This is a genomic window from Pantoea sp. BR_17 (assembly GCF_041955125.1).
GTDB classification, from domain to species: Bacteria; Pseudomonadota; Gammaproteobacteria; order Enterobacterales; family Enterobacteriaceae; genus Pantoea; species Pantoea stewartii.
Window position 1 is genome coordinate 255,655 of record NZ_JAVAXT010000003.1, and the last position, 26,398, is coordinate 282,052.

A 26,398-nucleotide genomic window follows, 5' to 3' on the forward strand; every position below is an offset into this window, starting at 1 on the left:
TGCGGGCCCGTAGGCCTCGCCCTGCGGGTGGATGCTGACGCATCAGCCTGAATCGCAACGCGATTCAGTCGAACCTGCTGCAGGTTCTCATCATACACGTTTGACTGTAATGCCCCATAAACGAAAAGCGCGCCCGTGGGCGCGCTTTTCTGTATTGGTGGGTCGTGCAGGATGGCCTTCGGCCCCGTGGGCCTCGCCCTGCGGGTGATGCTGACGCATCAGCCTGAATCGCACCGCGATTCAGTCGAACCTGCTGCAGGTTCTCATCATGCACGCTTGACTGTACTGCCCCATAAACGAAAAGCGCGCCCGTTGGGCGCGCTTTTCTGTATTGGTGGGTCGTGCAGGATGGCCTTCGGCCCCGTGGGCCTCGCCCTGCGGGTGGATGCTGACGCATCAGCCTGAATCGCACCGCGATTCAGTCGAACCTGCTGCAGGTTCTCATCATGCACGTTTGACTGTACTGCTCCATAAACGAAAAGCGCGCCCGTGGGCGCGCTTTTCTGTATTGGTGGGTCGTGCAGGATGGCCTTCGGCCCCGTGGGCCTCGCCCTGCGGGTGGATGCTGACGCATCAGCCTGAATCGCAACGCGATTCAGTCGAACCTGCTGCAGGTTCTCATCATGCACGTTTGACTGTAATGCCCCATAAACGAAAAGCGCGCCCGTGGGCGCGCTTTTCTGTATTGGTGGGTCGTGCAGGATTCGAACCTGCGACCAATTGATTAAAAGTCAACTGCTCTACCAACTGAGCTAACGACCCGCTCGGGGCTTACAACCGCTCAAACACATGTATGCATGCTGCCTGAGAATAAGATGGTGGGTCGTGCAGGATTCGAACCTGCGACCAATTGATTAAAAGTCAACTGCTCTACCAACTGAGCTAACGACCCAACTTAATGGTTGTGAAGCAATACTGAAGGTTCTCTTGGGGAACAGCGTCCTGCGGGAGATGGTGGGTCGTGCAGGATTCGAACCTGCGACCAATTGATTAAAAGTCAACTGCTCTACCAACTGAGCTAACGACCCATCTTCAGGCTTGCCAGACACATTTGCAATGTGTCCCGGCAACGGCGGCATATATTACTGATTTACCGAGGTAGCGCAACCCTTATTTTCTGTTAAGGGGTTCAATTGCCTACCTTTCATGCGGCAAGACCAGAAATCCATCGATATCCGGTCAAACCTGCACAAATTACATACCAGACAAGCGTTTTTGTGCCTGCTTAGCTGATTCGGTGTTCGGGTAAAGTTTGATCACCTGCTGATAAACGGCTTTGGCTTTTGCCGTGTCGTTTTTCTCTTGCATGATCACGCCAACCTTAAACAACGCTTCAGCCGCCTTGGGGGATTTTGGATACTGCTTCACCACCGTGGCGTAATAATACGCTGCGTCGTCTTTTTTACCTTTGTTATAAAACAGCTGCCCCAGCCAGTAATTGGCATTCGGCTGATACGTCGAGTCCGGGTAACGCTTCACCCACGCCTGCAGCGCAGTGATGGCCTGATCGTACTGTTTTTTCTCCAGAATGAGCGCAACAGCAGCATTGTAATCGCTGTTAGCATCGCCACTCTGAACAGGCGCACTGCTGCCGGCTGCGGCCGCACCTGCATCGTTGCCCGCTGTCGCAGCGCCCGCAGCCGCATTGTCACCGGCACCCGCGGCAGGCTGACTGGCATTGCTGCTGTTATTGCTGCTCAGACTGTCGATCTGTTGATAGATCTGCTTCTGGCGCTCAATAACCTGATTCAGCTGATAGGTATTTTGCTGGATTTCCCCACGCAATGAGTCGATATCCCGCTGGTTATCACTCATCTGCTGCTGCAGTTGCTGCATCAGCTGTGCCTGGGCATTGGAGATTCTTTCGAGACTGGTGACACGGTCTTCGACCGAGCCGGAGCCAACGCTACTGATTGACGCTTGGGCATGAGCGGCCCAGGGGGCCGCTACGCCAATCAGTAACGACAGACTCAACAGGTGATGTCTGAAGTTACTAACCATGTGATTCTCTTAGTAGACCAGTACGGCACGACGGTTTTTAGCGTAAGCCGCTTCGTCGTGGCCCAGAACAGCTGGTTTCTCTTTACCGTAAGATACGATAGACATCTGATCCGCAGACACGCCTTTACCTTGCAGGTACATCTTAACGGCGTTAGCACGACGCTCGCCCAGGGCGATGTTGTACTCTGGCGTACCGCGCTCATCCGCATGACCTTCAATGGTCACTTTGTAAGACGGGTTGCTACGCAGGAAGTTAGCGTGCTGATCCAGCATCTGAGCGTAGTCAGGCTGAACATCGTATTTGTCCAGACCGAAGTAAACGATGTTGTTCTGTTGCAGCTGTTGCATCTGCAGACGCGCCTGCTCATCAGAAGACATGTTGCCGTTGTTCATACCAGAGTTAGCACCGTAAGCGCCGTCAGCACCTGCGCCAGACTGGTCGTTGTTGTTATTTTTGTGTGAGCTACACGCCGCAACTGCCATGATTGGCAGAGCCAGCATTAAACCCTTCAGTACTTTGTTCAGTTGCATTTGAAAATTCCCATTATTGTTTATTTTTTTGTAATGTCAGAAAGCTCAGACATTACAGGTACGGCGACCAGGCAGGAAATTTGACCTGTCCATCAGTTGCCGGAAGACGCGCTTTGAAACGACCGTCGGTTGAAACCAACTGCAACACAGAACCCATGCCCTGAGTCGAGCTGTAGATTACCATGGTGCCGTTTGGAGCCAGGCTCGGCGTTTCATCCAGGAACGTGTCCGTTAACGTTTGAACGGCTCCCGTTACCAGATCCTGTTTGGCGACGTGTTGAGCACCGCCACTGGTGCTAATCATCACCATTGATTTTCCATCACTGGCTACATCCGCATCCTGGTTCTGAGCGCCTTCCCAGGTAATGCGCTGTGATGCACCACCATTGATGCTGATTTTGTAGATCTGCGGCGCACCGGCCTGGTCAGAGGTATACGCCAGCGTCTGGCTGTCCGGGAACCAGGTTGGTTCAGTGCTGTTATAACGACCATCTGTAATCTGACGAATCTGCCCGGAGGCCAGGTCCATAACATAGAGATTCAGACTACCGGTTTTAGACAGGGCGAAGGCCAGCTTGGTGCCGTCCGGTGAGAAAGCTGGCGCACCATTGTGACGCGGGAATGAAGCGACCTGACGGACAGAGCCGTTAGACAAGGTCTGAATCACCAGCGCTGACTTGCCGCTTTCAAAGGTTACATACGCCAGTTTGCTGCCATCGGGCGACCAGGCAGGCGACATCAGCGGTTGCGGTGAACGGTGCACGACAAACTGGTTGTAACCGTCGTAATCGGCAACGCGCAGTTCATACGGGAACTGACCGCCGTTGGTCTGTACCACATAGGCGATACGGGTACGGAACGCCCCTTTAATGCCGGTCAGTTTCTGGAACGCCTCATCACTGACGGTGTGCGCCGCATAGCGCAGCCACTGTTTCGTAATTTTATAGGAGTTTTGCACCAGCACGGTGCCTGGTGCACCTGCGGTATCCACCAGCTGATAGGACACCTGATAGCTGCCATCAGCATTCGGCTGAATCTGTCCAACAACCACGGCATCAATACCCAGTGCGCTCCATGCAGCAGGCTGCACTTCCTGAGCACTGGTCGGCTGCTGCGGCAGACGTGAACGATCAAGCGGGTTAAATTTCCCGCTGTTACGCAGGTCAGCTGCGACGATACCACCGATATCTTCCGGTGCCGCGCCTGGGCCAGACCATTTAAACGGAACCACACCGATAGGGCGCGCGCTGTTGACGCCCTGGGTGATTTCAATGCGAACCTCTGCATGCAGCACCGCTGCCCACAGCAGGATAAAAAAGCCTAACGTTACGCGAAGAGCTTGCTTCATTTTATCTCCCTTATCTGAACCTGAGTCCGCGATAATTGGCACTGTTCCTGAAAACCACGAGTACAACTAGAGTACGGCAAGCTAACCATAGATCAACCTGCCGCAGGTTACTGCATTATTGCGGTCTGAAACGCATCGGGGCGTTTTTAAACACTTCGTACACCGCTTGTGAAGGCGGTTTCGGAATATGTGCCTGCTTCGCCGCCGCGATAGCGGCCTGGCACAGCGCCGGATCGCCGCCTTCTGATTTAACATCAATCAGCATGCCATCAGGAGCAAGTTTAATACGTAAGTCACAGCTTTTGCCGCTATACAGGTCCGCATCGTAGAAACGGCTCTGAATTGCGCTGGTGATCTGCCCAAGATACGCATTCACATCTGCGCCAGAAGCACCCGCCTTCTTCTGATTACCCTGCCCTGCTGCTCCACCCGACGCGCCGCTTTTCGGTGCATTCTTACCGGACGCTAAGCCGCCCAGCAGGTCATCGACGTCGCTGTCATTGGCGGCATCAGCGACCGCTTTCGCTTTCGCCTCGGCTTTTGCCTTCGCATCCGCTTTTGCTTTGGCAGCAGCCTCCGCTTTCGCTTTGGCGGCGGCATCCGCTTTTTCTTTGGCGGCCTTTTCTTTCGCTGCGGCGGCTGCTTTCTCTTTCGCTTCCTGGGCGGCTGCGGCTTTCGCTTCCGCTGCGGCTTTGGCTTCAGCCGCTTTCGCTTCTTTCGCGGCTTCCGCTTTAGCCTGTTTCGCCGCTTCGGCCTTAGCTTGTTTTGCGGCTTCGGCAGCCTCAGCTTTCGCCTGCTGCTCGGCCTGCTTCTTCGCTTCTGCGGCTGCGGCTTTCGCCTCTTGCTCAGCCTGCTTCTTCGCCTCTGCTGCGGCCTTCTTCGCCTCTTCCTGCGCCTTCATCTTTGCGTCTGCCGCGGCTTTCGCCTGTGCATCCGCTTCCGCTTTCGCATCGGCTTTGGCTTTCGCCGCGGCCGCTTCGGCGGCTTTCTGTTGCGCCTCGGCCTGTTTCGCTGCGGCTTCGGCGGCCTTCTGCTGTTCAGCCTGCGCTTTCGCCTGCTGTTTCGCGTCTTCCTGTGCCTGCAGTCGCTCTTTTTCCAGCTCTTTCAGCCGCTGCTGTTCAGCCGCTTGTTTCTGCTGAAGCTCTTCGGCCTGCTGCTGGGCCTGTTTCTGGCGCTGCTGCTCCGCACGCTGACTGTCGCTTTGCTGATTCTGCTGACGGTTATACTGTTCAACCACCGCACCGGGATCGACCATGACCGCTTCTATATCGCTACCGCCACCGCCGCCGCTGGCCTCAATGTGCTCATTAAACGAGCTCCATATCAGCAGGGCGATCAGCACGATATGCAGAATCACCGAAATGATTATCGCGCGCTTTAACTTTTCGTTTTGCTCGGTTGCCTTCGACACACTCGGTTCCCAAAAACGGTTCGACTTTAAATCGGCTGCGTCATCAAACCGACAGATTTAACCCCTGCCTGATGCAGCAGGTTCAGCGCCTTGATGATTTCATCATAAGGTACCTCTTTGGCACCACCGATCAAAAAGACGGTTTTCGGATTGGCTTCCAGACGACGTTGCGCTTCGCTAATCACCTGTTCTGGCGGCAACTGCGGCAAACGATCGTGATCGACGACCATGCTGTATTGTCCCACGCCGGACACTTCAACAATCACGGGTGGGTTATCATCACTGGAAACCGTCTTAGAATCTGTTGCATCGGGCAAATCCACTTCCACGCTTTGCGTGATGATGGGGGCCGTTGCCATAAAGATCAGCAGCAGCACCAGCAAAACGTCCAGCAGTGGAACGATGTTAATTTCCGACTTTAGCTCGCGGCGACCGCGACCACGCACTCGGGCCATCATTTACCTCTGTTTACTTAGCGCTGTCGCTGGAGAAAGCCTGACGATGCAGGATAGCCGTAAACTCTTCCATAAAGTTGTCGTAGCCCTGCTCCAGTTTATTGACGCGCTGGTTCAGTCGGTTGTACGCCATTACGGCAGGAATCGCAGCAAACAGACCGATCGCGGTGGCGATCAATGCTTCTGCAATCCCCGGTGCCACCATCTGCAGGGTGGCCTGTTTGACCGCCCCCAGGGCAATAAACGCATGCATAATCCCCCAGACCGTACCAAACAGACCGATATAAGGACTGATTGAGCCAACCGTGCCCAGGAAAGGAATGTGGGTTTCCAGCGCTTCGAGTTCGCGATTCATGGAAATGCGCATGGCCCTGCTCGCGCCTTCAACAGCCGCTTCAGGCGCATGATTATTCGCGCGATGTAAACGGGCAAACTCTTTGAAGCCGGCGTAGAAGATTTGCTCGGCACCCGCCAGCTCTTCACGACGTCCCTGACTTTCCTGATAGAGGCGAGACAGTTCAACGCCGGACCAGAATTTGTCTTCAAAGGCTTCAGCTTCCCTTCCCGCCGCATTCAGAATTCGCGTGCGCTGGATGATGATTGCCCAGGAGGCAATCGAAAAGCCGATCAAAATCAACATGATAAGTTTGACCAGAAGGCTCGCCTTCAGGAACAAATCAAGAACGTTCATGTCAGTCACTGCTTGAACTCCGCGACAATAGACTTGGGAAGCGCAATCGGCTTCATTAGGTGTGGGTTGATGCAGGCAATCAGGACCTCTGCCTCATTGAGCACTTTGCCTTCTGCGTTCACGATACGCTGGGAGAATGTCATCGTCGCCCGCGTCATTGATGTCACTTCGCTCTGGATCTCCAGAAGGTCATCAAGACGTGCCGCCGAAAGATAGTCCACCGTCATGCGCCGTACCACAAAAGCAACCTGCTGTTCTAACAGCGCCTGCTGATTGAAATGGTGCTGACGCAGCATTTCGGTACGTGCTCGTTCATAAAAAGCGATATAGCTGGCGTGATAAACCACACCACCGGCATCGGTATCTTCATAGTAGACCCGAACCGGCCAGCGAAACAGCGTTGTACTCACTCTACATCCCGGCCTCGTTTTAAACGTTGCTACTATACGCAAGACAATTAGGGTTGGGAATGGGCTGTCAGAGCCAGGAGAAAATAATTATCAGTTGGTTACAACCGGACGTCATTAATGGAGGTTTCTTGACCAGACGCTGAAGTAAACTCACGCGCCTGGGGTGAAGGGTGACAGGTCGTCAGCGATAAAAGTGACTCAGCGCCCAGAAGAGTACCAGTAAGGCGGGCAATGGCGCAAAGAACGCACGCCAGCGTAAACGGCGCGGACGGAATCCGCTGCCGTGAATAACCCCCGTGCAGACCGCCCAAATCAGTACGATGCCCTGCCATAGCAGGATGCCTTCCGGGCGGGTTGCATAGCGCGCGGGGTCCCATAACAGGCAGCCGGCCAGCCATAAGGCGAGTATCAGAGAAAGGGCCCGGAGCGGGCCCTTATCCATCAGGCGATAACCTGTCTGGATGCCTGTGCGCATTACGACTGGCGTTCCGCGTCGGCGCTGTCTTCGATATGTTCTATCGCCAGCGCGGTGATGATGCCAAAGGCACAGGCCAGCAGGGTGCCGAGAATCCAGGCAAAATACCACATATGTCGTCTCCTTTATTAATAAAGTGCGTTACTGTTGCGCTCAACATGTTCTTTAGTGATACGACCAAACATCTTCCAGTAACACCAACTGGTATAGAGCAGAATAACCGGCACAAAAATTATCGCCGCGAAGGTCATAATTTCCAGCGTCAGCAAACTGGAGGTGGCATCCCACATGGTCAGGCTGGTGCCGGGAACGGTACTGGACGGCATAATGAACGGAAACATCGCGATGCCGGCGGTCATGATGACGCAGGCCAGCGTCAGCGATGAGCAGAGAAACGCCCAGCCGCCCTTTTCTCCGCGCGAACACATTACGGTCAGTAAGGGCAACACCACGCCCAGAAGCGGGAATAACCACAACACAGGATGCTGCTGGAAATTCACCATCCAGGCCCCCGCTTCGCGCACCACGGTTTTCCCCAGGGGATTAGAAGCAGCGAAGTGATCAAGCGTGCTGGTCACCACATAGCCGTCAATACCGTACCTTACCCAGACGCCAGCCAGCGCGAAACACGCCATCATCACCAGCGCGGCAATCTGCGCCGTGATGCGTGAACGCAGGTGCAGTTCGCCCGTGGTGCGCATTTGCAGATAGGTCGCACCCTGCGTCAGTATCATGGCAACGCTCACCACACCGGCCAGCAGTGCAAAGGGGTTCAGCAGCTGGAAAAAGTTTCCGGTGTAATACAGCCGCATGTACTCGTCGGCATGAAAAGGCACGCCCTGCAGCAGATTGCCAAAGGCGACGCCGATCACCAGCGGCGGGACAAAGCTGCCGATAAAAATGCCCCAGTCCCAGGCACCGCGCCAGCGTGCATCTTCGATTTTTGAGCGATAGTCAAAGCCTACCGGACGGAAGTACAACGAGGCCAGCACCAGAATCATCGCCACGTAGAAGCCGGAAAACGCGGCGGCGTACACCATCGGCCAGGCGGCAAACAGTGCGCCACCGGCGGTGATCAACCAGACCTGATTGCCGTCCCAGTGCGGCGCGATAGAATTGATCATCACACGACGCTCGGTATCGGTCCGGCCTAATACGCGCGTCAGCATCCCGACGCCCATATCGAAACCATCGGTGACGGCAAAGCCCACCAGCAGAATGCCGATTAGCAGCCACCAGACAAAGCGCAGAACTTCATAATCAAACATGGGGCTTCTCCTTATCCACGCACCGGCTGAGCGTTTTTAACGATCTGTTCATGGTGATAGCGCCCTGTTTTCAGGCTGCTGGGCCCCAGACGCGCGAACTTAAACATCAGGTACATCTCGGCCACCAGAAACAGGGTATACAGTCCGCAAATCAGTATCATTGAGAACAGGACATCGCCCACGGTCAGCGTGGAGTTCGCAATCGCAGTGGGCAGGACTTCCCCAATCGCCCAGGGCTGACGACCGTACTCCGCCACAAACCAGCCCGCTTCTACCGCAATCCACGGCAGCGGAATGCCGTACAGTGCGGCTTTGAGTAACCAGCGCTGTTGACCAATGCGATTTCGAATCACACTCCAGAATGACAGCGCAATGACGCCGAGCAGCAGCACGCCGCAAAGCACCATGATACGGAACGCAAAGTAGAGCGGTGCGACGCGAGGAATCGAATCCTGCGTGGCCTGTTTAATCTGCGCTTCACTGGCATCCGACACGTTCGCGGTATAGCGTTTTAACAGCAGACCATAACCCAGGTCTTTTTTGCTGTGGTTAAAGGCATCGCGGACGGCCGGATCGGTATTGCCCTGTCGCAGTTCATCCAGCAGCGCGTAAGCCTTCATACCGTTACGAATTCGCACTTCGTGTTGCGCCAGCAGTTCTTTTAGTCCGGTCACCGGCGTATCGGTCGACCGCGTGGCGATGAGCCCTAGGAGATAAGGGATCTGGATCGCATACTTGTTGTGCTGCGCTGACTGATCGGGCACGCCAAAGAGCGTAAAGGCGGCCGGTGCCGGTTGGGTTTCCCATTCCGCTTCAATAGCGGCCAGCTTGGTTTTCTGTACGTCGCCCATCTCGTAACCGGATTCGTCACCCAGCACAATCACCGACAGCACCGCCGCCATGCCGAAACTGGCCGCGATGGCAAAAGAGCGTTTTGCAAACGCCATGTCACGGCCTTTCAGTACATACCAGGCGCTGATGCCTAAAATAAACATGGCTCCTGTGGTATAGCCTGCCGCCACGGTATGCACGAATTTCACCTGCGCAACCGGGTTTAATACCAGCTCAGAGAAGCTCACCATCTCCATGCGCATGGTTTCAAAGTTAAACTCAGAGGCGATGGGGTTTTGCATCCAGCCATTCGCTACCAGAATCCACAGTGCCGACATATTCGAACCGATTGCGACCAGCCAGGTCACCGCCAGATGCTGCACTTTACCCAGGCGATCCCAGCCGAAAAAGAACAGGCCCACAAAGGTGGATTCCAGGAAGAAAGCCATTAAGCCTTCAATCGCGAGCGGCGCACCAAAAATATCGCCAACATAATGAGAATAATAAGACCAGTTGGTGCCGAACTGAAATTCCATTGTCAGTCCGGTGGCCACGCCCAGGGCAAAGTTAATACCAAACAACTTGCCCCAGAACTTGGTCATATCTTTATAGATTTGTTTACCACTCAGGACGTATACCGTTTCCATGATGGCCAGTAAAAACGCCATACCGAGCGTTAATGGCACAAACAGGAAATGGTACATCGCCGTTAAGGCAAACTGTAAACGCGACAGTTCGACGATATCTAGCATAAAAACTCCTTGCTCCTCGCATGAACGCCTGAGCCGTGTGGGCCGAATAAGCGTCAGGAACGACTGATTATTGATTCCAGTTTTATCATCGGCAGGTCATAACGCTGTGCGGCCTGAGATGAGGGAGTAGCGGTTAATCTAACCTGGTTAAACATCAACGCAGCGGCGTGGTTCAAACGCTTAACGGGGGATAAATAAAAATTGATGCTTTCCCGTATTTGAACAAACGTTTGTTTATTTTTTTAAAAGGCTGGATTGATGCAGCGCAATTTAAGCGCTTAACGGTAGGCTTTGCTAGCGGTAAAGTTTGTTATATATAAGGGGAAGTTGATCTGGAATAATGAAGCAAAGATAGAAATATGTTCTTAAGCGTTCTTTGTTAAAAAATTGTCTCTTATTAATTTTTAATTATAAAGAAATTTAACTTTGATCCCTGTTTAATAACTTAACGATCCGCGACGACGATGCGGTGGGCTGAATTCATCATAGCAAATAAACGGGGCAATACTTAAATTAATTTAATGGTTATTTCACGTTCTTATTCAATATCTAAAAAACGGGCCTGAGGGCAGCGTATTTTTTAAGTGAGTGACAGGCAATCATCCTGCCTGCAATCCGCCCTGCCCGTCCGGCCAGCGCCCTTTTTTCACTACCCACGTTCGTGACCGGCCTTGTGGCTGTGCGGCAATGTTTTGCCAGCCATAAAAAAAGCCACCCGAAGGTGGCTTTTTCAGTGGATGCGATTACTTCGCTGGCAGAACGGCTTTAACAGCATCACCGATGTCAGCCAGGCTGCGTACGGTTTTCACGCCCGCCGCTTCCAGTGCAGCAAACTTCTCGTCTGCCGTACCTTTACCGCCGGCGATGATGGCGCCTGCATGGCCCATACGTTTGCCTTTCGGCGCGGTCACGCCTGCGATGTAGCCCACAACCGGCTTGGTCACGTGATCTTTGATAAAGGCAGCCGCTTCTTCTTCCGCGCTGCCCCCGATTTCACCGATCATAACGATCGCTTCAGTCTGTGGATCGTCCTGGAACATTTTCAGGATGTCGATGAAGTTAGAACCCGGGATCGGGTCACCACCAATACCGACACAGGTAGACTGGCCGTAACCGATATCGGTAGTCTGCTTAACGGCTTCATACGTCAGCGTACCTGAACGCGATACGATACCGACGCGGCCTGGCTGATGAATGTGGCCCGGCATGATACCGATCTTACATTCGCCTGGGGTGATCACACCCGGGCAGTTTGGCCCGATCATGCGAACGCCCGCTTCATCCAGCTTCATTTTCACGGTCAGCATATCCAGCGTCGGGATGCCTTCGGTGATGGTGATGATCAGCTTGATGCCGGCATCGATCGCTTCCAGGATACCGTCTTTACAGAACGGAGCCGGAACGTAGATGACGGTAGCCGTTGCGCCAGTGGCTTCAACCGCTTCACGCACGGTGTTAAACACCGGCAGGCCCAGATGAGTGGTGCCGCCTTTGCCTGGCGTCACACCGCCGACCAGCTGCGTGCCGTAAGCCAGCGCCTGCTCAGAGTGGAACGTCCCTTGTCCGCCGGTGAAACCCTGGCAAATGACTTTGGTGTTTTTGTCGATCAAAATGGACATTATTTACCCTCCGCAGCAGCAACAACACGCTGTGCCGCGTCTGTCAGACTGGTTGCTGCAATGATGTTCAGACCACTGTCCGCCAGTTTCTTAGCGCCCAGCTCAGCGTTGTTACCTTCCAGACGTACCACAACCGGTACGTTCACACCCACTTCTGCCACTGCACCGATGATGCCGTCTGCGATCAGGTCGCAACGCACGATGCCGCCGAAGATGTTAACGAAAACCGCTTTCACGGCATCGTCAGACAGGATGATTTTGAAGGCTTCCGTTACGCGCTCTTTGGTCGCGCCGCCGCCGACATCCAGGAAGTTTGCTGGCTGACCGCCGTGGTGCTTAACGATGTCCATGGTGCCCATCGCCAGGCCTGCGCCGTTAACCATACAACCGATGTTGCCTTCCAGCGCAACATAGTTCAGTTCCCACTGCGTTGCGTGTGCTTCACGTGGGTCTTCCTGGCTTGGATCGCGCATTTCACGCAGCTCTGGCTGACGGAACAGGGCATTGCCATCGGCACCCAGTTTGCCATCCAGACAGATCAGGTCGCCCTGTTTGGTGATGACCAGCGGGTTGATCTCAACCATCGCCAGGTCACGTTCCAGGAACATGGTCGCCAGGCCCATGAAAATTTTGGTGAACTGGCTGACTTGCTTGCCGGTCAGGCCCAGTTTGAACGCCAACTCACGGCCCTGATAAGGCTGAGGACCGGTCAGCGGATCAAGCGCCATTTTGTGGATCAGGTGCGGGGTTTCTTCCGCCACTTTCTCGATTTCCACGCCACCTTCGGTTGACGCCATGAAGATCACGCGACGCGTTGCACGGTCGACCACGGCACCCAGATACAGCTCCTGATCGATGTCGGTCGCCGCTTCAACCAGAATCTGGTTTACCGGCTGGCCATTGGCGTCAGTTTGGTAGGTCACCAGACGTTTACCCAGCCAGTTTTCAGCGAAAGCACGGATGTCTTCTTTACTGTTAACTACCTTCACACCGCCCGCTTTACCGCGGCCACCGGCATGAACCTGACATTTAACTACCCACGGGCCTGCACCGATTTTCGATGCCGCTTCTTCTGCTTCACGTGGTGTAGTACAGGCGTAGCCGGTCGGTGCTGGCATGCCATACCGTGCAAACAGCTGTTTAGCCTGGTATTCGTGTAAGTTCATGATGTTCTATCCATTCAGATCTGAAAAGAGTATTGAGGTTGGGCACGCAGCGCGTGCCCAGTGATGAATCAGACATCCAGCAGCAGACGCGCCGGATCTTCCAGCATCTCTTTCACTGCGACCAGATAGCCGACAGATTCACGACCATCGATCAAACGGTGATCATAAGAGAGCGCCAGGTACATCATTGGCAGGATCACAACCTGACCATTCACCGCCATAGGACGATCTTTAATGGCGTGCATGCCCAGGATTGCGCTCTGTGGCGGGTTGATGATTGGCGTTGACATCAGTGAACCAAACACACCACCGTTGGTGATGGTGAAGTTACCGCCCGTCAGGTCGTCAACCGTCAGCTTGCCGTCACGGCCTTTTACTGCCAGTTCTTTAATTTTCTTCTCGATGTCAGCCATGCTCAGCGCATCCACATCACGCAGAACAGGGGTCACCAGGCCGCGTGGGGTAGAAACGGCGATGCTGACATCAAAGTAGTTGTGGTAAACCACGTCTTCGCCATCAATTGAGGCGTTGACTTCAGGGTAACGCTTCAGCGCTTCCACCACGGCTTTAATGTAGAACGACATAAAGCCCAGACGCACACCGTGACGCTTCTCGAACGCTTCGCCGTACTGCTTACGCAGATCCATAATCGGCTTCATGTTGATTTCGTTGAAGGTTGTCAACATGGCGGTGCTGTTCTTGGCTTCCAGCAGACGTTCCGCCACGCGCTTACGCAGGCGCGTCATTGGCACACGTTTTTCGCTGCGGTTAGCCACAGGCTGCTGGGCAGGCTGCGCGTCAGATGCCGGTGCCGCGGCTTTGTCTGCCTGCGGTTTGTTCGCCAGATGTTTTTCAACATCTTCGCGCGTTAAACGTCCACCCACGCCGGTGCCTTTGATCTGTGAGGCATCAAGGTTGTGTTCGGCAATCAGACGACGAATCGCCGGGCTCAGCGCATCGTTGCTCTCTTCTTCCAGAGAAGCGGTCTGACGCTGGGCTGGTGTGGATTCGTTGCTGTCGACTTTCGCACTGCTTTCTTTGCCAGCGCTGTTGCCTTCTTTCAGGCGGCCGAGAATCTGACGAGAGGTAACGGTTGCCCCTTCCTCTTCCAGTACGGCTTCCAGCACGCCGTCCGCAGACGCCGGCACTTCCAGAACCACTTTGTCGGTTTCAATTTCGACGATGACTTCATCGCGACTGACTGCATCGCCTGGTTTCTTGTGCCAGGTTGCTACTGTGGCATCTGCAACCGATTCAGGCAGGTCGGGAACGAGAATATCTACGCTACTCATTATCTTTCCTTTTAATTAATTGACGTTCAGTGCGTCATTAACCAGGTCTTGCTGCTGTTGTTGATGTACGGACATATAACCCACGGCCGGTGAAGCCGATGCCGGGCGACCTGCATAACGCAGCGTTGCACCAAACGGTACCACATCACGGAAATGGTGCTGGCTACAGTACCAGGCACCCTGGTTCAGTGGCTCTTCCTGACACCAGACAAAATCCTGTACGTGGGAATACGCTTTTAACGCTTCCTGTACCGCCTGATGCGGGAACGGGTAAAGTTGTTCGATACGCACGATAGCGACATCGGTTTTTTCGTCTTTACGGCGCTGTTCCAGCAGATCGTAGTAGACCTTACCGGAGCACAACACGACGCGCTTGATGCCTTGCGGATCCAGATCGTCAATTTCGCCAATCGCTGGCTGGAAGCTGCCGTTTGCCAGTTCATCCAGCGAGGAAATCGCCAGAGGATGACGCAACAGCGACTTCGGTGACATCACCACCAGCGGACGGCGCATACCGCGCAGCGCCTGACGACGCAGCATGTGGTAAACCTGAGCCGGTGTTGAGGGTACGCAGACCTGCATGTTCTGCTCAGCGCAGAGCTGCAGATAACGTTCCAGACGGGCGGAGGAGTGCTCAGGGCCCTGACCTTCATAGCCGTGTGGCAGCAGCATCACCAGGCCACACATACGGCCCCATTTTTGCTCGCCGGAGCTGATGAACTGGTCAATCACCACCTGCGCACCGTTAGCAAAATCGCCGAACTGCGCTTCCCAAATGGTCAGCACGCGCGGCTCTGCGGTGGCATAACCGTATTCAAAGGCCAGCACGGCTTCTTCAGACAGGACAGAGTCCCAGACTTTGAATTCACCCTGACTGTTATGAATATGGTGCAGTGGCGTGTAGGTTGAACCGTTGGTCTGATTGTGGATTACGGCATGACGGTGGAAGAAGGTGCCACGGCCGGAGTCTTCACCCGACAAACGTACCGGAATGCCTTCATCGACCAGCGTGGCGTACGCCAGATTTTCAGCCCCGCCCCAGTCAAACGCTTTCTCGCCTTCGGCCATCAGCTTACGATCGTTATAGATCTTGGCGACGCGAGACTGGACTTCAATCTCTTCAGGGATCTGGCTGATACGCAGCGCCAGCTCCTTCAGACGCTTCATGTCCACCTGAGCCGGATAGGGTTCATCCCACTCGTGATTCAGATACGGTGACCACGTGAAGGAGTGCAGGCTCATCGGACGCCATTCTGGCACCACGCATTCGCCGGCATCCAGCGCATCACGGTACAGATTGACCATTTCGGTGGCATCTTCCTGCGACGCGACACCTTCGCTTTCCAGACGATCGGCGTAGATTTTACGCGGTGTGGGATGCTTTTTGATTTTCTGGTACATCAACGGCTGCGTGGCGCTTGGCTCATCCGCTTCGTTGTGACCATGGCGGCGATAGCACACCAAATCGATAAACACATCGCGTTTAAAGGTGTTGCGATAGTCCAGCGCCAGTCGGGTTACAAAGGCCACCGCTTCCGGATCGTCCGCATTGACGTGGAAAATCGGTGCCAGCACCATTTTACCAATGTCAGTACAGTACGGTGTAGAACGCGCGTCTTTCGGATTCGAGGTGGTGAAACCCACCTGGTTGTTGATCACGATACGCACGGTGCCACCGACTTCATAGCCGCGGGCCTGAGACATGTTCAGGGTTTCCTGCACCACGCCCTGACCAATGACCGCCGCATCACCGTGAATAGTGATGGGCAGCACTTTGTTGCTGACCGGCTCAGCCAGACGATCCAGACGGGCACGCACCGACCCCATGACCACCGGGCTGACAATTTCCAGGTGAGACGGGTTAAAGGCCAGCGCCAGGTGTACCAGACCGCCTTCGGTTTCGATATCCGATGAGAAGCCCATGTGATATTTCACATCACCGGTGCCCAGGTGTTCTTTATGTTTGCCTGAGAACTCGTCGAACAGATCCTGTGGCTTTTTACCCAGCACGTTAATCAGGACGTTGAGACGGCCACGGTGCGCCATCCCCAGCACCACTTCGCGGGTGCCGCTTTTACCTGCATGACGAATCATCTCACGCAGCATAGGCACCAGTGCATCACCGCCTTCCAGCGAGAAGCGTTTGGCACCCGGGAATTTTGCGCCCAGATATTTTTCAAGGCCTTCTGCCGCAGTCAGCTCTTTCAGGAAACCTTTTTTCTCTTCACCGCTGAACGAACAGTGGCCAGCACCGGATTCGAGACGCTGCTGAATCCAGCGTTTCTCTTCGGTGTTGTTGATGTGCATGTACTCTGCACCAATCGAACCACAGTAAGTCTGCTTCAGCGCCTCGAACAGATCGGCCAGCTTCATGGTTTCTTTGCCAATAGCAAAAGAACCTACGTTAAAGCTTTCCTGAAAATCGGCGTCGGTCAGATCGTGAAAAGCAGGGTCGAGATCGGCAACACGGTCCTGTTTCCACAGGCCAAGCGGATCCAGGTTTGCTTCCTGATGGCCGCGAAAACGAAACGCGTTGATCAGTTGCAGCACTTTCACTTGCTTGGAGTTGGTTGCCGGATCGGTGACTGAGGAGGTGTAACGAGATGCGTCTTTCGCCAGGCGACGGAAATATTCGCGGGTCGCGGAGTGGAACTGCTCGGGTTTCACTCCCGTGCCTGGTAACTGTTGGAACATCGAGCGCCACACTGCATCCACAGAGTCAGGATCGGTCAGGAAATCCTCATAGAGTTGCTCTATGTAAGACTGATTCGCGCCGGCCAGCCAGGAGGAGTCCAGCCAGGGCTTCATCGCGCTGTTCTGCATTGTGATCCCTTAAGCAATGTTATGCTTTATTGAGGTTTCATTTGTTGCCGCTTTCGCGGTTTGCCGTAGTGAGTTCAGCGATACGAGCACTGTGCGCAGCGCGCGCCCGGCCCGTAAGGGAACCTTTGTAAACGTGGTCGGAACCGCGTTTAAAGAGGCTTCCGTAAAACACCGGGAACCTGAGGTTCCCGGCTGTATCACTATGCCCCGCGTTGCAGCAGCATCGACTTGATATGGCCGATGGCGCGCGTGGGGTTAAGACCTTTAGGACACACGCTGACACAGTTCATGATGCTGTGGCAGCGGAACACGCTGAATGCATCGCTCAGATTATCCAGACGCGCATCGGTTTCGGTGTCGCGACTGTCAATAATGAAGCGGTATGCCGCCAGCAGACCCGCAGGCCCGATGAACTTATCGGGATTCCACCAGAACGACGGGCATGAGGTTGAGCAACAGGCGCAGAGAATACACTCATACAGGCCGTCCAGATGCTCACGCTCGCCTGGCGTCTGCAGATGCTCACGCGCAGGTGGGTTTTCACCGTTGTTTAACAAGTAAGGCTTAATTTTCTCATACTGAGTATAAAACTGGCTCATGTCTACCACGAGGTCGCGCACCACAGGCAGGCCAGGCAGAGGACGAATCACAATCTTCTGCTTACCGTTGCCTAAAGCGGAAACCGGCGTAATGCAGGCCAGGCCGTTTTTACCGTTCATGTTCAGGCCATCTGATCCGCACACGCCTTCACGGCACGAGCGACGGAAAGCCAGCGTAGGATCCTTTTCTTTTAAACGGATCAACGCGTCCAGCAGCATCATGTCACGGCCATCTTCCGCTTCCAGGCTGTAATCCTGCATGCGCGGTTTATCATCGACGTCCGGGTTATAACGATAGATCGAAAATTCTAGTCTCATGATGATCTCCGCAATTAATAGGTACGCGCTTTTGGCGGGAAGGCCGCACGCAGTTTCGGTTGCATGTTCACCTCACGGCGCGTCATGCTTTCCGTTTGCGGAACATAGAGGCTATGGCACAGCCAGTTCGCATCATCACGTTCCGGATAGTCGAAGCGGCTGTGTGCACCACGGCTTTCTGTACGGAAGTTAGCCGCAACCGCTGTGGCATAGGCGGTTTCCATCAGGTTATCCAGCTCAAGGCACTCGATACGCTGTGTATTGAAGTCGGGTGAACGGTCATCCAGACGCGCAGACTTCAGGCGCTCACGAATCACTTTCAGCTCTTCAAGACCTTCACGCATGGCATCACCTTCGCGGAAGACCGAGAAGTTGTTCTGCATGCAGCGTTGCAACGCTTTACGGATTTCAACCGGATCTTCACCCGTGGTGTTGTTCTCCCAGCGATTGAAGCGCGCCATGGCAGCATCGATGTTTTCCTGACTGGCTTCGCGCAGTTCACCCTGCTCTTCCAGACATTCAAGCAGATGAACACCCGCCGCGCGACCAAAGACCACCAGGTCCAGCAGTGAGTTTCCGCCCAGACGGTTCGCGCCGTGAACAGATACGCAGGCGATTTCACCCACAGCGAACAGGCCCGGAATCACTTCATCTTCGCCCTGCGCATTCACGCGCAGCGCCTGGCCGGTCACTTTGGTCGGCACGCCGCCCATCATGTAGTGACAGGTTGGGATAACAGGAATCGGCTCTTTAATCGGGTCAACGTGCGCAAAGGTACGGGACAGTTCCAGGATTCCCGGCAGACGTGACTCCAGCACTTCGGCACCCAGATGGTCAAGTTTCAACTTGATGTGCGGGCCCCATGGACCATCACAGCCCCGGCCTTCACGAATTTCCACCATCATAGAACGGGCCACCACGTCACGACCTGCCAGGTCTTTGGCGTTTGGCGCATAGCGCTCCATGAAGCGTTCACCGTGTTTGTTCAGCAGATAGCCGCCTTCACCGCGGCAGCCCTCGGTGACCAGCACACCCGCACCTGCGATACCGGTTGGGTGGAACTGCCACATTTCCATGTCCTGCACCGGTACACCTGCGCGCAGCGCCATGCCAACACCGTCGCCAGTGTTAATGTGGGCATTGGTCGTCGACTGATAGATACGTCCTGCACCACCGGTCGCCAGAATGGTCGCCTTGGCTTTGAAGTAGACGGTTTCACCGGTTTCCATGCAGATAGCGGTACAACCCACAATCGCATCGTCGTCATTCTTGACCAGATCCAGTGCATACCATTCGGAGAAGATGGTGGTTTTGTTTTTCAGGTTCTGCTGATACAGCGTATGCAGCAGGGCGTGGCCAGTACGGTCAGCTGCCGCGGCAGTACGCGCCGCCTGCTCACCACCGAAGTTTTTTGACTGACCACCAAACGGACGCTGATAAACGCGGCCGTCATCAAGACGGGAGAAAGGTAAGCCCATGTGTTCCAGTTCCAGAATCGCTTCCGGACCGACGTGGCACATGTATTCAATCGCGTCCTGGTCGCCGATATAGTCGGAGCCTTTGACGGTGTCATACATATGCCATTCCCAGTTATCGTCATGGGTATTGCCCAGCGCAACGGTAATACCGCCCTGCGCGGATACCGTATGAGAACGGGTTGGGAACACTTTGGACAGCAGGGCGCACGTCTGGCCCGACTGGGAGATTTGCAGTGCCGCGCGCATACCCGCGCCACCTGCGCCGATCACCACGGCATCAAATTCTCTGACTGGTAACTTCATTTACACACCCCACACCACAACAAACCCATAAATTGCATATGACAACAGTGCCACCACGATAACCAGCTGTAACAGCATACGCGCCGCCAGCGATTTCACGTAGTCCGTTAAGACCTGCCACATACCAATCCAGCCGTGGATCAGGATGGAAAACAGCGTCAGGAGCGTGAAGACTTTTGTAAATGCTGAGGCAAAGAAGCCACGCCAGATGTCATACGTCAGCGTGTCTGTCATCACCACGAAACCGAGCATGTAGATGATGTAAAGCGTAATAAGGATTGCCGACGCGCGCAGCAACAGCCAGTCCTGAATGCCATTGCGACCCAACGCGGATGCATTGCTTACCATACGAGGACTCCTGCTAAGATTGAAAGCACGACAGTAATACCAAATGTCACCTGCGCAGAACGCTTACCTGCTTCGAGCGTTTCCGCCAGATAACCAAAATCCATTAACATATGACGTATCCCGCCCACCGTATGATAGGCCAACGCGGTCAGAATGCCCCACATGATAAACTTCACAAAGAAGCCGCTCATGATAGATGCCGCGTGCTGAAAACCTTCAGGAGAGGAGAGAGAAAGACCGAGAAGCCACAACAGGATGCCGAGAGCAACCAGAGTGATGACGCCGGAGACACGGTGGAGAATGGACGATATTGCAGTAACGGGAAACCGGATCGTCGAGAGATCCAAGTTGACAGGTCTTTGTTTTTTCACGGTTTTGCCCACACAGCTCTTTTTTATTTTGCTTCCTCCGGAAGACAGGCCCAAACCCGAAAAAAAGGTTCAGTCTTAATCCGTCACCAAAATAGCAACATCCAGTGTTAAATGACGTGGTACAAACGCTGGGTGGCTCCTGGTGTCAGGGTGTTCCGGAGACCTGGCCGGAAGTATAGGACGATCACATTCTGATTACAATTCCCCTACAAACTCTTTGGAGAATTTTCGATGGAACAGTGATCCCACTCACATTTTTCACAATTCATACAAATTTAATTATCTGATTTGACAATAGTTCAACAATTCAGTTACAAACTAGTCCGATAAAATCCTATGATGCACAAAAGTTATGGGGATACACTTTCTCCTAAGCTGAAGTTATGTAACATTGTCGGTAACCGCTTTAAATACCATCAGGTTATTGGTTACAAAGAAGTTATGTCCTGACCGGATCTTTAACAACCGCGATATGCACATGTCACGGCTTTACATTTCCAGTGGAACGCGCCTCTCACTCTGTACCCTTCACTGCTTATAATGCAGAGTGACACCGTGAAGTACTGCCAAATTGCAACATGCACGCGTTTCAGGTGTCGAAAGATCCTTACCTGCCTAAGGCGCTATGGAGACGAAAATGACAGATAAAAAAGTGACGCTAACCCTATCAGATGAAACGTCCATTGAACTGGGTGTACTGCAAGGCACGCTGGGCCAGGATGTCGTCGATGTCCGTCAACTGGGTTCCAACGGCCTGTTTACCTTCGATCCTGGTTTCACGTCTACAGCGTCCTGCGAATCAAAAATCACCTTTATCGATGGTGATGAAGGCATTCTGCTTCACCGCGGCTTCCCTATTGACCAACTGGCTACCCACTCTAACTACCTGGAAGTGTGCTACATCCTGTTAAATGGTGAAGCCCCCACGAAAGCCCAGTTTGAAGAGTTTAAACAAACGGTTACGCGCCACACGATGATTCATGAGCAGATTACCCGTCTGTTCCACGGTTTCCGTCGTGATTCACACCCGATGGCGGTGATGTGCGGCGTGACCGGCGCACTGGCTGCGTTTTATCACGATTCGCTGGATGTAAACATCGAGCGCCACCGTGAAATCGCCGCTTTCCGTCTGCTGTCGAAAATGCCTACCATGGCAGCGATGTGTTACAAGTATTCAATCGGTCAGCCGTTCGTCTATCCCCGTAACGACCTCTCCTATGCCGGTAACTTCCTGCACATGATGTTTGCAACACCGTGTGAAGAATACAAGGTTAACCCTGTGCTTGAACGCGCCATGGATCGCATTCTGATTCTGCACGCCGATCATGAACAGAACGCCTCGACCTCTACCGTACGTACCGCTGGCTCGTCAGGCGCTAACCCGTTTGCCTGTATCGCGGCCGGTATTGCCTCCCTGTGGGGACCCGCACACGGCGGCGCGAACGAAGCCTGTCTGCGTATGCTGGAAGAGATCAGCACCGTCGAGCACATTCCTGAGTTTGTGCGCCGTGCTAAAGACAAAAATGACTCTTTCCGCCTGATGGGCTTTGGTCACCGTGTTTATAAAAACTATGACCCGCGCGCGACCGTTATGCGTGAAACCTGCCATGAAGTGCTGAACGAACTGGGCATGAAAGACGATCTGCTGGAAGTGGCGCTGGAACTGGAACACATTGCGCTGAACGACCCGTACTTCATCGAGCGCAAACTCTATCCAAACGTGGATTTCTACTCCGGTATCATCCTGAAAGCCATGGGCATCCCTTCGTCCATGTTTACCGTGATTTTCGCCATGGCGCGTACCGTTGGCTGGATCGCGCACTGGAAAGAAATGCACGACGAAGGCATGAAAATTGCCCGTCCGCGTCAGCTGTATACCGGTTACACCGAACGCGAGTTCAGCTCGAAGCTGGATAAATAAGCTGTCCGGCAACGGGCGGTAAGGCGAAAAGCGGTGGTGTCCTTACGGGCACCGCCGCTTTTTTTTACTGACGCCGCCGGTCAGCGTGAGCGAATCTTAGTGAGAGGATGAACGGCGGACGTTTGAGATGCCCGAAAGGCCTGCCATTCTTCTCGCGTCACTTCCCATAATTGCGAGTCATGTGTGCCTGAAACGTACTGTTTTTTCTCTGTGCGGATACAGCGCATACCACTGTTGACAGAAATGTTCACAGATCGCTGATTCAGTGCCGCTTTTGGCGTTCTCAGCAGCGGTTTTTTCAGATCGGTAAACCAGTAATCCGTCACGGCCAGGCAGGCTTCTGTCATATAGCCCTGCCCCTGCCACTCCGGTACCAACCAGAAGCCCCGGTTATTATCCGGCGTCTCCATCAGGCAAATAACGCCAATCAGTTGCTGTTCCGCCGCTTTAGGCCGCAATGTCCAGTACCAGCCCGTCCCGGCCGCGACCGCCGGTAAGGCGACATTGGCAATATAGTCTCGTGCCCCGCCCTCGGGATAAGGCCAGGGCACCGAATCGATCAGGTAGCGTACAATTTCCCAGCGCGGAAACGCGATCTGCATGGCATCGGCATCCTCCAGCGACAGGGGTTTTAAGCGCAGCCTTTCCGTCACAATCTCAGGTGTCATGATGATTCCTTATGCTGTGAAGAAAACCGGGTGACGATATCCTTCGCTGACGAGTGACATTGCCCGCGTGCAACGGCGGGACAGGCCAGCGTTTTTATCTCTGACAGCCAGGGCACCAGTAAAACGGTCGGGCGGACAGGACGCCCTTTTCGATCACTTCGCCGCAGCGGCGACATGTCTTGCCCTGGCGGTGGAACACTTCAAACCGAAATGCCGCTTCGCTGTGGTATTTTTTCATGGTGCCGCGCATGCGATAGGCATGACGCGGCACGGACAACAGCGCTTCGCAGAAAGCCGTCAGTTGCGCCTCACTCAGCGACTGTGCGTTATGCCGGGGAAGCAACTGGGCCAGCCAGAGGATCTCAGCACGTAAATAGTTGCCCAGTCCGGCCAGAAAAGCCTGATCCAGTAACAGTCCGCTGAACCGGCGGCGACAGAAACGCGGCGAGCACAGCCGTTCCCTGACCGCCTCTACGGTCAACTCCGCATTCAGTACATCCGGCCCGATGCGGTTGAGAAACGGATGACGGGCAAGCGTTTCCGCATTCAGGAGTTCAATATCCGACGCGCTGTAAAGCAATATCGCCTGATTGGCCGTCGCGAGACGCACACGTAACTGCCGTTTTGTCTCGGGCTGCATGTCTGGCGGGACGATGCGCCAGACGCCGTACAGCTGATTGTGCGAATACAGCGTCAGGCCGTTACTGAAATGGGTCAGCAACGCTTTACCGCGCGTTTCTATCGACGCCACCTGTTCTCCCAGCAATGCGGGCTCATAGGTTTTTAATTCGGGAAACGCAAACCAGACGTCGGTCAGGGGCTGGCCGACGATGGCCACTTCAAGCTGATCCGCCACGCGGCGAATCTCCGGTCCTTCAGGCATCACTCGTCCTCTTAATGCGTTGCGCCACCCACTTCCTTCACATCCTGAGCGGTGGTCAGGGTCGTTTGTACGGCAATTTTCAGCGCCTCAATAACGGTTGCGGCGGGCATACTGGGTGCACCCGGGTGATGCACCGCCTGTTCAGGCAGGTAGGGAATATGAATGAAACCGCCCCGTGCCGGGCTGCCGTTGCTTTCAAGCCAGTGCAACAGACCATACATCACCCGGTTACAGGTAAAGGTTCCTGCGGTTTGCGACACCGATGCCGGAATGCCCGCTTCCCGCACCGCGGCCACAATGGCTTTGATCGGCAGGCGTGAAAAATATCCGGCCGGGCCATCCTGAACGATGGGTTCGTCCACGGGTTGCCTGCCCGCATTATCCGGGATGCGCGCATCATCCACATTAATACCAATTCGCTCTACCGTGATATCGCTGCGACCGCCTGCCTGCCCGACAGCGATAACGGCATCGGGCCTGATCGTTTCCAGCGCCTGATACAGCACGTCCAGCACCTCGCTGAATACGACGGGCAACTGGCGCGTCACGATGCGTGCGCCGGCAATAGTCTGGCCTTCAAGGGCACTGACCGCCTGCCAGGAGGGATTAATGGATTCGCCGCCAAAGGGCTCAAATGCCGTCATTAATACCGTTTTCATGCTGCCTCACAAAAACATCAGGAAGTAGAGTAAGAAAATGTTAACAATTAACAGTAGCACACCGGTTGGCACCTGAGCTTTGATGACCGCGTTGCGATCCGGTAACTCCAGCAAGGCAGCAGGCACAATGTTGAAGTTTGCTGCCATCGGCGTCATTAACGTACCGCAGTAGCCGGAAAACATCCCGATTGCCGCCATGACCGCCGGGTTGCCGCCATGCTGTAACACCAGAATGGGAATGCCGATGCCCGCGGTAATAATCGGGAACGCCGCGAACGCATTCCCCATCACCATGGTGAGCAGTGCCATCCCTGCCGCGTAAACCGTGACCGCAATGAAACGGTTATCCACGGCAAGATAATGTTCGGTGAGATGGGAGATCGCACCACCGACGCCCGCGGCCGTAAACAGTAGCCCCAGGGTTGCCAGGATTTGCGGCAGGAGAAACGCCCAGCCGATGCAGTCCAGCAAACGTCGGGTTTCCTGCATCGACTGCATTGGGGTTTCACGCGTCATTTTCATGGCGATCAGCCAGCCCAGCAGACAGCCTGTGGCCATGGAAAACAGCGTAATCAGGGTGGAATGGTTGCCCGCGCCGAACACCCACGTTTGCAGACCGGGAAGGTTATTAAACGCTAACACACCGATCACTGTCACGACGGGGATCGCCAGGGCTGGCAGGAAAAGTTTGTTGCCCAGACGCTGGGCACTGGCCTGTTTTTCCGCCTCACTGCGCTGGTGATAGCGGCCCATTTTTACCCCACCACAACCGGCAAGGATCCCCATGATAACCACCGCTACGCCCACGCTAATTTGCAACATACGTGTGCCGCTTTCGACAGAGCCCATCAGTTGGGTCATCAGGGCGGTTGTCCAGTCACCCACCAGAAAAATCAGGCCATAGAGTCCCCAAAATAAGCCAGTGGTGAAACGGCGCGGATTTGCGCTGTCGCGCCAGGATAAAACCGCGACAACCAGCAGAATCAGGCCAGCCAGCCACATCAGATACTGTTGCTGAATCATGACGGCTCTCCTTTGGCTTTCATGGCCTCGCTGTTGATGACGCGCAGTTCTCGTGCCAGCTGGCGGTCCAGCCTGATCAGGCGGGCGGAATGAATCAGAAAGGCTGAGAGCGCCGTGGGAATGCCCCACAGGGCAATATGCAGTGGCTCAGTCTGGATACCGGCGGACTCCTGCATAAAATTATGCATAAAAATAATGGCGCCAAAGGCGACAAAGATATCCTCACCAAAGAACAGCCCAACGTTGTCGGTGGCAGCGGACATGGCACGCAGGCGATGACGGACCTCGGGCGGTAGGGCCCCGTAGCGGTTTTCGCTGGCCCCCTCGGCCATCGGCGCAAGTAGCGGGCGCACCATTTGCGGATGACCGCCGAGACTGGTCAGCCCGAGGGCCGCAGTCACCTCACGCACAAACAGATAGACAATGAGCAACCGTCCCGCCGTCGCCGTTTTGATCCGGGCAATCCACGCCTGCGCGCGCTGTTTCAGACCATGGCGTTCCAGTAAGCCAATAACCGCCAGCGGCAGCAGCAGGATCAACGGCAGGTTGCGGGTATTCAGAAATCCCTCACCCAGCTTTTGTAAAATATCGCCCAGCGGCATCAGGGCAGCGATCCCGGTGACGAAGCCTGAAACAATGACCACCAGCACCGGATTAAAACGCAAAACGAAGCCAACGACGATGGCAGCAATGCCCAGCAGCGGCCAGAGATTTACTACGCTGTCCATACTTTTCCCCTCGTGAAATAGTAAGC

General features: G+C 54.6%; 25 protein-coding genes, 3 tRNA genes and 3 other RNA genes. 1 reads left to right on the plus strand and 30 read right to left on the minus strand.

The window, feature by feature from the left end:
• Positions 1-155 precede the first annotated feature (155 nt).
• From RAC60_RS07285 to sdhC, 25 genes are all read right to left on the minus strand, one after another.
• Positions 156-288: non-coding RNA, RtT sRNA (locus RAC60_RS07285), on the minus strand.
• A 44-nt stretch (positions 289-332) separates the two neighbouring features.
• Positions 333-466: non-coding RNA, RtT sRNA (locus RAC60_RS07290), on the minus strand.
• 43 nt (positions 467-509) lie between these two features.
• Positions 510-643: non-coding RNA, RtT sRNA (locus RAC60_RS07295), on the minus strand.
• Positions 644-686: 43 nt separating this feature from the next.
• Positions 687-762 (minus strand) — tRNA-Lys (locus RAC60_RS07300).
• 54 nt (positions 763-816) lie between these two features.
• Positions 817-892, minus strand: a tRNA-Lys gene (locus tag RAC60_RS07305).
• Between the two features lie 60 nt (positions 893-952).
• Positions 953-1,028: transfer RNA gene (locus RAC60_RS07310), tRNA-Lys, on the minus strand.
• A gap of 166 nt (positions 1,029-1,194) precedes the next feature.
• Positions 1,195-2,001 carry a cell division protein CpoB gene (gene cpoB / locus RAC60_RS07315; protein WP_033739354.1) on the minus strand — a complete coding sequence of 269 codons (807 nt, stop codon included), beginning with the start codon at positions 1,999-2,001 and terminating at the stop codon, positions 1,195-1,197.
• A 9-nt stretch (positions 2,002-2,010) separates the two neighbouring features.
• Positions 2,011-2,532, minus strand: a complete 522-nt coding sequence (pal, locus tag RAC60_RS07320) for a peptidoglycan-associated lipoprotein Pal (RefSeq protein ID WP_006118469.1) — start codon at positions 2,530-2,532, stop codon at positions 2,011-2,013.
• A 52-nt stretch (positions 2,533-2,584) separates the two neighbouring features.
• Entirely contained in the window at positions 2,585-3,880 is a 1,296-nt protein-coding gene (tolB, locus tag RAC60_RS07325; protein WP_375093175.1) for a Tol-Pal system beta propeller repeat protein TolB, read from the minus strand.
• A gap of 115 nt (positions 3,881-3,995) precedes the next feature.
• Positions 3,996-5,291 (minus strand): cell envelope integrity protein TolA, encoded by a 1,296-nt coding sequence (tolA, locus tag RAC60_RS07330; protein WP_375093177.1) that lies wholly within the window; start codon positions 5,289-5,291, stop codon positions 3,996-3,998.
• Positions 5,292-5,317: 26 nt separating this feature from the next.
• Positions 5,318-5,746 carry a colicin uptake protein TolR gene (gene tolR / locus RAC60_RS07335; RefSeq protein ID WP_006118466.1) on the minus strand — a complete coding sequence of 143 codons (429 nt, stop codon included), beginning with the start codon at positions 5,744-5,746 and terminating at the stop codon, positions 5,318-5,320.
• Positions 5,747-5,759: 13 nt separating this feature from the next.
• Positions 5,760-6,446 carry a Tol-Pal system protein TolQ gene (tolQ, locus tag RAC60_RS07340; RefSeq protein ID WP_033739349.1) on the minus strand — a complete coding sequence of 229 codons (687 nt, stop codon included), beginning with the start codon at positions 6,444-6,446 and terminating at the stop codon, positions 5,760-5,762.
• Positions 6,443-6,847: a tol-pal system-associated acyl-CoA thioesterase gene (ybgC, locus tag RAC60_RS07345; RefSeq protein WP_006118464.1), complete on the minus strand. Its 405-nt coding sequence runs from the start codon at positions 6,845-6,847 to the stop codon at positions 6,443-6,445. Before ybgC ends, tolQ begins: the two co-directional genes overlap by 4 nt.
• Before the next feature lie 181 nt (positions 6,848-7,028).
• The gene (ybgE, locus tag RAC60_RS07350; protein ID WP_006118463.1) at positions 7,029-7,322 is read right to left on the minus strand and encodes a cyd operon protein YbgE; all 294 of its coding nucleotides are present in this window, start codon (positions 7,320-7,322) and stop codon (positions 7,029-7,031) included.
• Entirely contained in the window at positions 7,322-7,435 is a 114-nt protein-coding gene (cydX, locus tag RAC60_RS07355) for a cytochrome bd-I oxidase subunit CydX (protein WP_006118462.1), read from the minus strand. Before cydX ends, ybgE begins: the two co-directional genes overlap by 1 nt.
• 15 nt (positions 7,436-7,450) lie before the next feature.
• Positions 7,451-8,590, minus strand: coding sequence for a cytochrome d ubiquinol oxidase subunit II (cydB, locus tag RAC60_RS07360; protein ID WP_039337989.1), 1,140 nt, complete (start codon positions 8,588-8,590; stop codon positions 7,451-7,453).
• A gap of 11 nt (positions 8,591-8,601) precedes the next feature.
• On the minus strand, positions 8,602-10,173 hold the full coding sequence (cydA, locus tag RAC60_RS07365; protein WP_375093179.1) for a cytochrome ubiquinol oxidase subunit I: 1,572 nt from the start codon (positions 10,171-10,173) through the stop codon (positions 8,602-8,604).
• Between the two features lie 743 nt (positions 10,174-10,916).
• Positions 10,917-11,792, minus strand: coding sequence for a succinate--CoA ligase subunit alpha (gene sucD, locus RAC60_RS07370; protein ID WP_006118459.1), 876 nt, complete (start codon positions 11,790-11,792; stop codon positions 10,917-10,919).
• Complete coding sequence (gene sucC, locus RAC60_RS07375) at positions 11,792-12,958, minus strand: ADP-forming succinate--CoA ligase subunit beta (protein ID WP_006118458.1); 1,167 nt, start codon at positions 12,956-12,958, stop codon at positions 11,792-11,794. Before sucC ends, sucD begins: the two co-directional genes overlap by 1 nt.
• Positions 12,959-13,026: 68 nt before the next feature.
• Positions 13,027-14,250, minus strand: a complete 1,224-nt coding sequence (gene odhB / locus RAC60_RS07380) for a 2-oxoglutarate dehydrogenase complex dihydrolipoyllysine-residue succinyltransferase (RefSeq protein ID WP_006118457.1) — start codon at positions 14,248-14,250, stop codon at positions 13,027-13,029.
• Positions 14,251-14,265: 15 nt separating this feature from the next.
• On the minus strand, positions 14,266-17,073 hold the full coding sequence (sucA, locus tag RAC60_RS07385; RefSeq protein ID WP_006118456.1) for a 2-oxoglutarate dehydrogenase E1 component: 2,808 nt from the start codon (positions 17,071-17,073) through the stop codon (positions 14,266-14,268).
• Positions 17,074-17,273: 200 nt separating this feature from the next.
• Positions 17,274-17,990, minus strand: a complete 717-nt coding sequence (locus RAC60_RS07390; protein WP_058701095.1) for a succinate dehydrogenase iron-sulfur subunit — start codon at positions 17,988-17,990, stop codon at positions 17,274-17,276.
• 14 nt (positions 17,991-18,004) lie between these two features.
• On the minus strand, positions 18,005-19,771 hold the full coding sequence (sdhA, locus tag RAC60_RS07395; RefSeq protein WP_006118454.1) for a succinate dehydrogenase flavoprotein subunit: 1,767 nt from the start codon (positions 19,769-19,771) through the stop codon (positions 18,005-18,007).
• A complete protein-coding gene (sdhD, locus tag RAC60_RS07400; protein ID WP_375093183.1) occupies positions 19,772-20,119 on the minus strand; it encodes a succinate dehydrogenase membrane anchor subunit in 348 nt (115 codons plus the stop codon).
• Positions 20,113-20,502 carry a succinate dehydrogenase cytochrome b556 subunit gene (gene sdhC / locus RAC60_RS07405; RefSeq protein ID WP_033739345.1) on the minus strand — a complete coding sequence of 130 codons (390 nt, stop codon included), beginning with the start codon at positions 20,500-20,502 and terminating at the stop codon, positions 20,113-20,115. The genes sdhD and sdhC overlap by 7 nt, the downstream gene beginning before the upstream one ends.
• A gap of 625 nt (positions 20,503-21,127) precedes the next feature.
• Between sdhC and RAC60_RS07410 the strand changes: the two genes are divergently transcribed.
• Positions 21,128-22,411 carry a citrate synthase gene (locus RAC60_RS07410; protein WP_006118451.1) on the plus strand — a complete coding sequence of 428 codons (1,284 nt, stop codon included), beginning with the start codon at positions 21,128-21,130 and terminating at the stop codon, positions 22,409-22,411.
• A gap of 80 nt (positions 22,412-22,491) precedes the next feature.
• Here RAC60_RS07410 and RAC60_RS07415 read toward each other — a convergent pair whose 3' ends face one another.
• From RAC60_RS07415 to RAC60_RS07435, 5 genes are all read right to left on the minus strand, one after another.
• Positions 22,492-23,079, minus strand: a complete 588-nt coding sequence (locus RAC60_RS07415; RefSeq protein WP_033739342.1) for a GNAT family N-acetyltransferase — start codon at positions 23,077-23,079, stop codon at positions 22,492-22,494.
• 94 nt (positions 23,080-23,173) lie between these two features.
• The gene (gene nei, locus RAC60_RS07420; protein WP_039337980.1) at positions 23,174-23,962 is read right to left on the minus strand and encodes an endonuclease VIII; all 789 of its coding nucleotides are present in this window, start codon (positions 23,960-23,962) and stop codon (positions 23,174-23,176) included.
• An 11-nt stretch (positions 23,963-23,973) separates the two neighbouring features.
• A complete protein-coding gene (pcp, locus tag RAC60_RS07425) occupies positions 23,974-24,621 on the minus strand; it encodes a pyroglutamyl-peptidase I (protein WP_033739338.1) in 648 nt (215 codons plus the stop codon).
• A 6-nt stretch (positions 24,622-24,627) separates the two neighbouring features.
• Complete coding sequence (locus RAC60_RS07430) at positions 24,628-25,644, minus strand: DUF979 domain-containing protein (protein WP_375093187.1); 1,017 nt, start codon at positions 25,642-25,644, stop codon at positions 24,628-24,630.
• The gene (locus RAC60_RS07435; protein ID WP_133745083.1) at positions 25,641-26,372 is read right to left on the minus strand and encodes a DUF969 domain-containing protein; all 732 of its coding nucleotides are present in this window, start codon (positions 26,370-26,372) and stop codon (positions 25,641-25,643) included. Before RAC60_RS07435 ends, RAC60_RS07430 begins: the two co-directional genes overlap by 4 nt.
• Positions 26,373-26,398 lie beyond the last annotated feature (26 nt).

Bases quoted from the DNA above. Each gene is read 5' to 3' on its own strand.
- cpoB (WP_033739354.1), bottom strand. From the start codon at position 2,001: ATGGTTAGTAACTTCAGACATCACCTGTTGAGTCTGTCGTTACTGATT.
- pal (WP_006118469.1), bottom strand. From the start codon at position 2,532: ATGCAACTGAACAAAGTACTGAAGGGTTTAATGCTGGCTCTGCCAATC.
- tolB (WP_375093175.1), bottom strand. From the start codon at position 3,880: ATGAAGCAAGCTCTTCGCGTAACGTTAGGCTTTTTTATCCTGCTGTGG.
- tolR (WP_006118466.1), bottom strand. From the start codon at position 5,746: ATGGCCCGAGTGCGTGGTCGCGGTCGCCGCGAGCTAAAGTCGGAAATT.
- ybgE (WP_006118463.1), bottom strand. From the start codon at position 7,322: ATGCGCACAGGCATCCAGACAGGTTATCGCCTGATGGATAAGGGCCCG.
- cydX (WP_006118462.1), bottom strand. From the start codon at position 7,435: ATGTGGTATTTTGCCTGGATTCTCGGCACCCTGCTGGCCTGTGCCTTT.
- cydB (WP_039337989.1), bottom strand. From the start codon at position 8,590: ATGTTTGATTATGAAGTTCTGCGCTTTGTCTGGTGGCTGCTAATCGGC.
- cydA (WP_375093179.1), bottom strand. From the start codon at position 10,173: ATGCTAGATATCGTCGAACTGTCGCGTTTACAGTTTGCCTTAACGGCG.
- sucD (WP_006118459.1), bottom strand. From the start codon at position 11,792: ATGTCCATTTTGATCGACAAAAACACCAAAGTCATTTGCCAGGGTTTC.
- sucC (WP_006118458.1), bottom strand. From the start codon at position 12,958: ATGAACTTACACGAATACCAGGCTAAACAGCTGTTTGCACGGTATGGC.
- odhB (WP_006118457.1), bottom strand. From the start codon at position 14,250: ATGAGTAGCGTAGATATTCTCGTTCCCGACCTGCCTGAATCGGTTGCA.
- sucA (WP_006118456.1), bottom strand. From the start codon at position 17,073: ATGCAGAACAGCGCGATGAAGCCCTGGCTGGACTCCTCCTGGCTGGCC.
- RAC60_RS07390 (WP_058701095.1), bottom strand. From the start codon at position 17,990: ATGAGACTAGAATTTTCGATCTATCGTTATAACCCGGACGTCGATGAT.
- sdhA (WP_006118454.1), bottom strand. From the start codon at position 19,771: ATGAAGTTACCAGTCAGAGAATTTGATGCCGTGGTGATCGGCGCAGGT.
- sdhD (WP_375093183.1), bottom strand. From the start codon at position 20,119: ATGGTAAGCAATGCATCCGCGTTGGGTCGCAATGGCATTCAGGACTGG.
- RAC60_RS07410 (WP_006118451.1), top strand. From the start codon at position 21,128: ATGACAGATAAAAAAGTGACGCTAACCCTATCAGATGAAACGTCCATT.
- RAC60_RS07415 (WP_033739342.1), bottom strand. From the start codon at position 23,079: ATGACACCTGAGATTGTGACGGAAAGGCTGCGCTTAAAACCCCTGTCG.
- nei (WP_039337980.1), bottom strand. From the start codon at position 23,962: ATGCCTGAAGGACCGGAGATTCGCCGCGTGGCGGATCAGCTTGAAGTG.
- pcp (WP_033739338.1), bottom strand. From the start codon at position 24,621: ATGAAAACGGTATTAATGACGGCATTTGAGCCCTTTGGCGGCGAATCC.
- RAC60_RS07430 (WP_375093187.1), bottom strand. From the start codon at position 25,644: ATGATTCAGCAACAGTATCTGATGTGGCTGGCTGGCCTGATTCTGCTG.
- RAC60_RS07435 (WP_133745083.1), bottom strand. From the start codon at position 26,372: ATGGACAGCGTAGTAAATCTCTGGCCGCTGCTGGGCATTGCTGCCATC.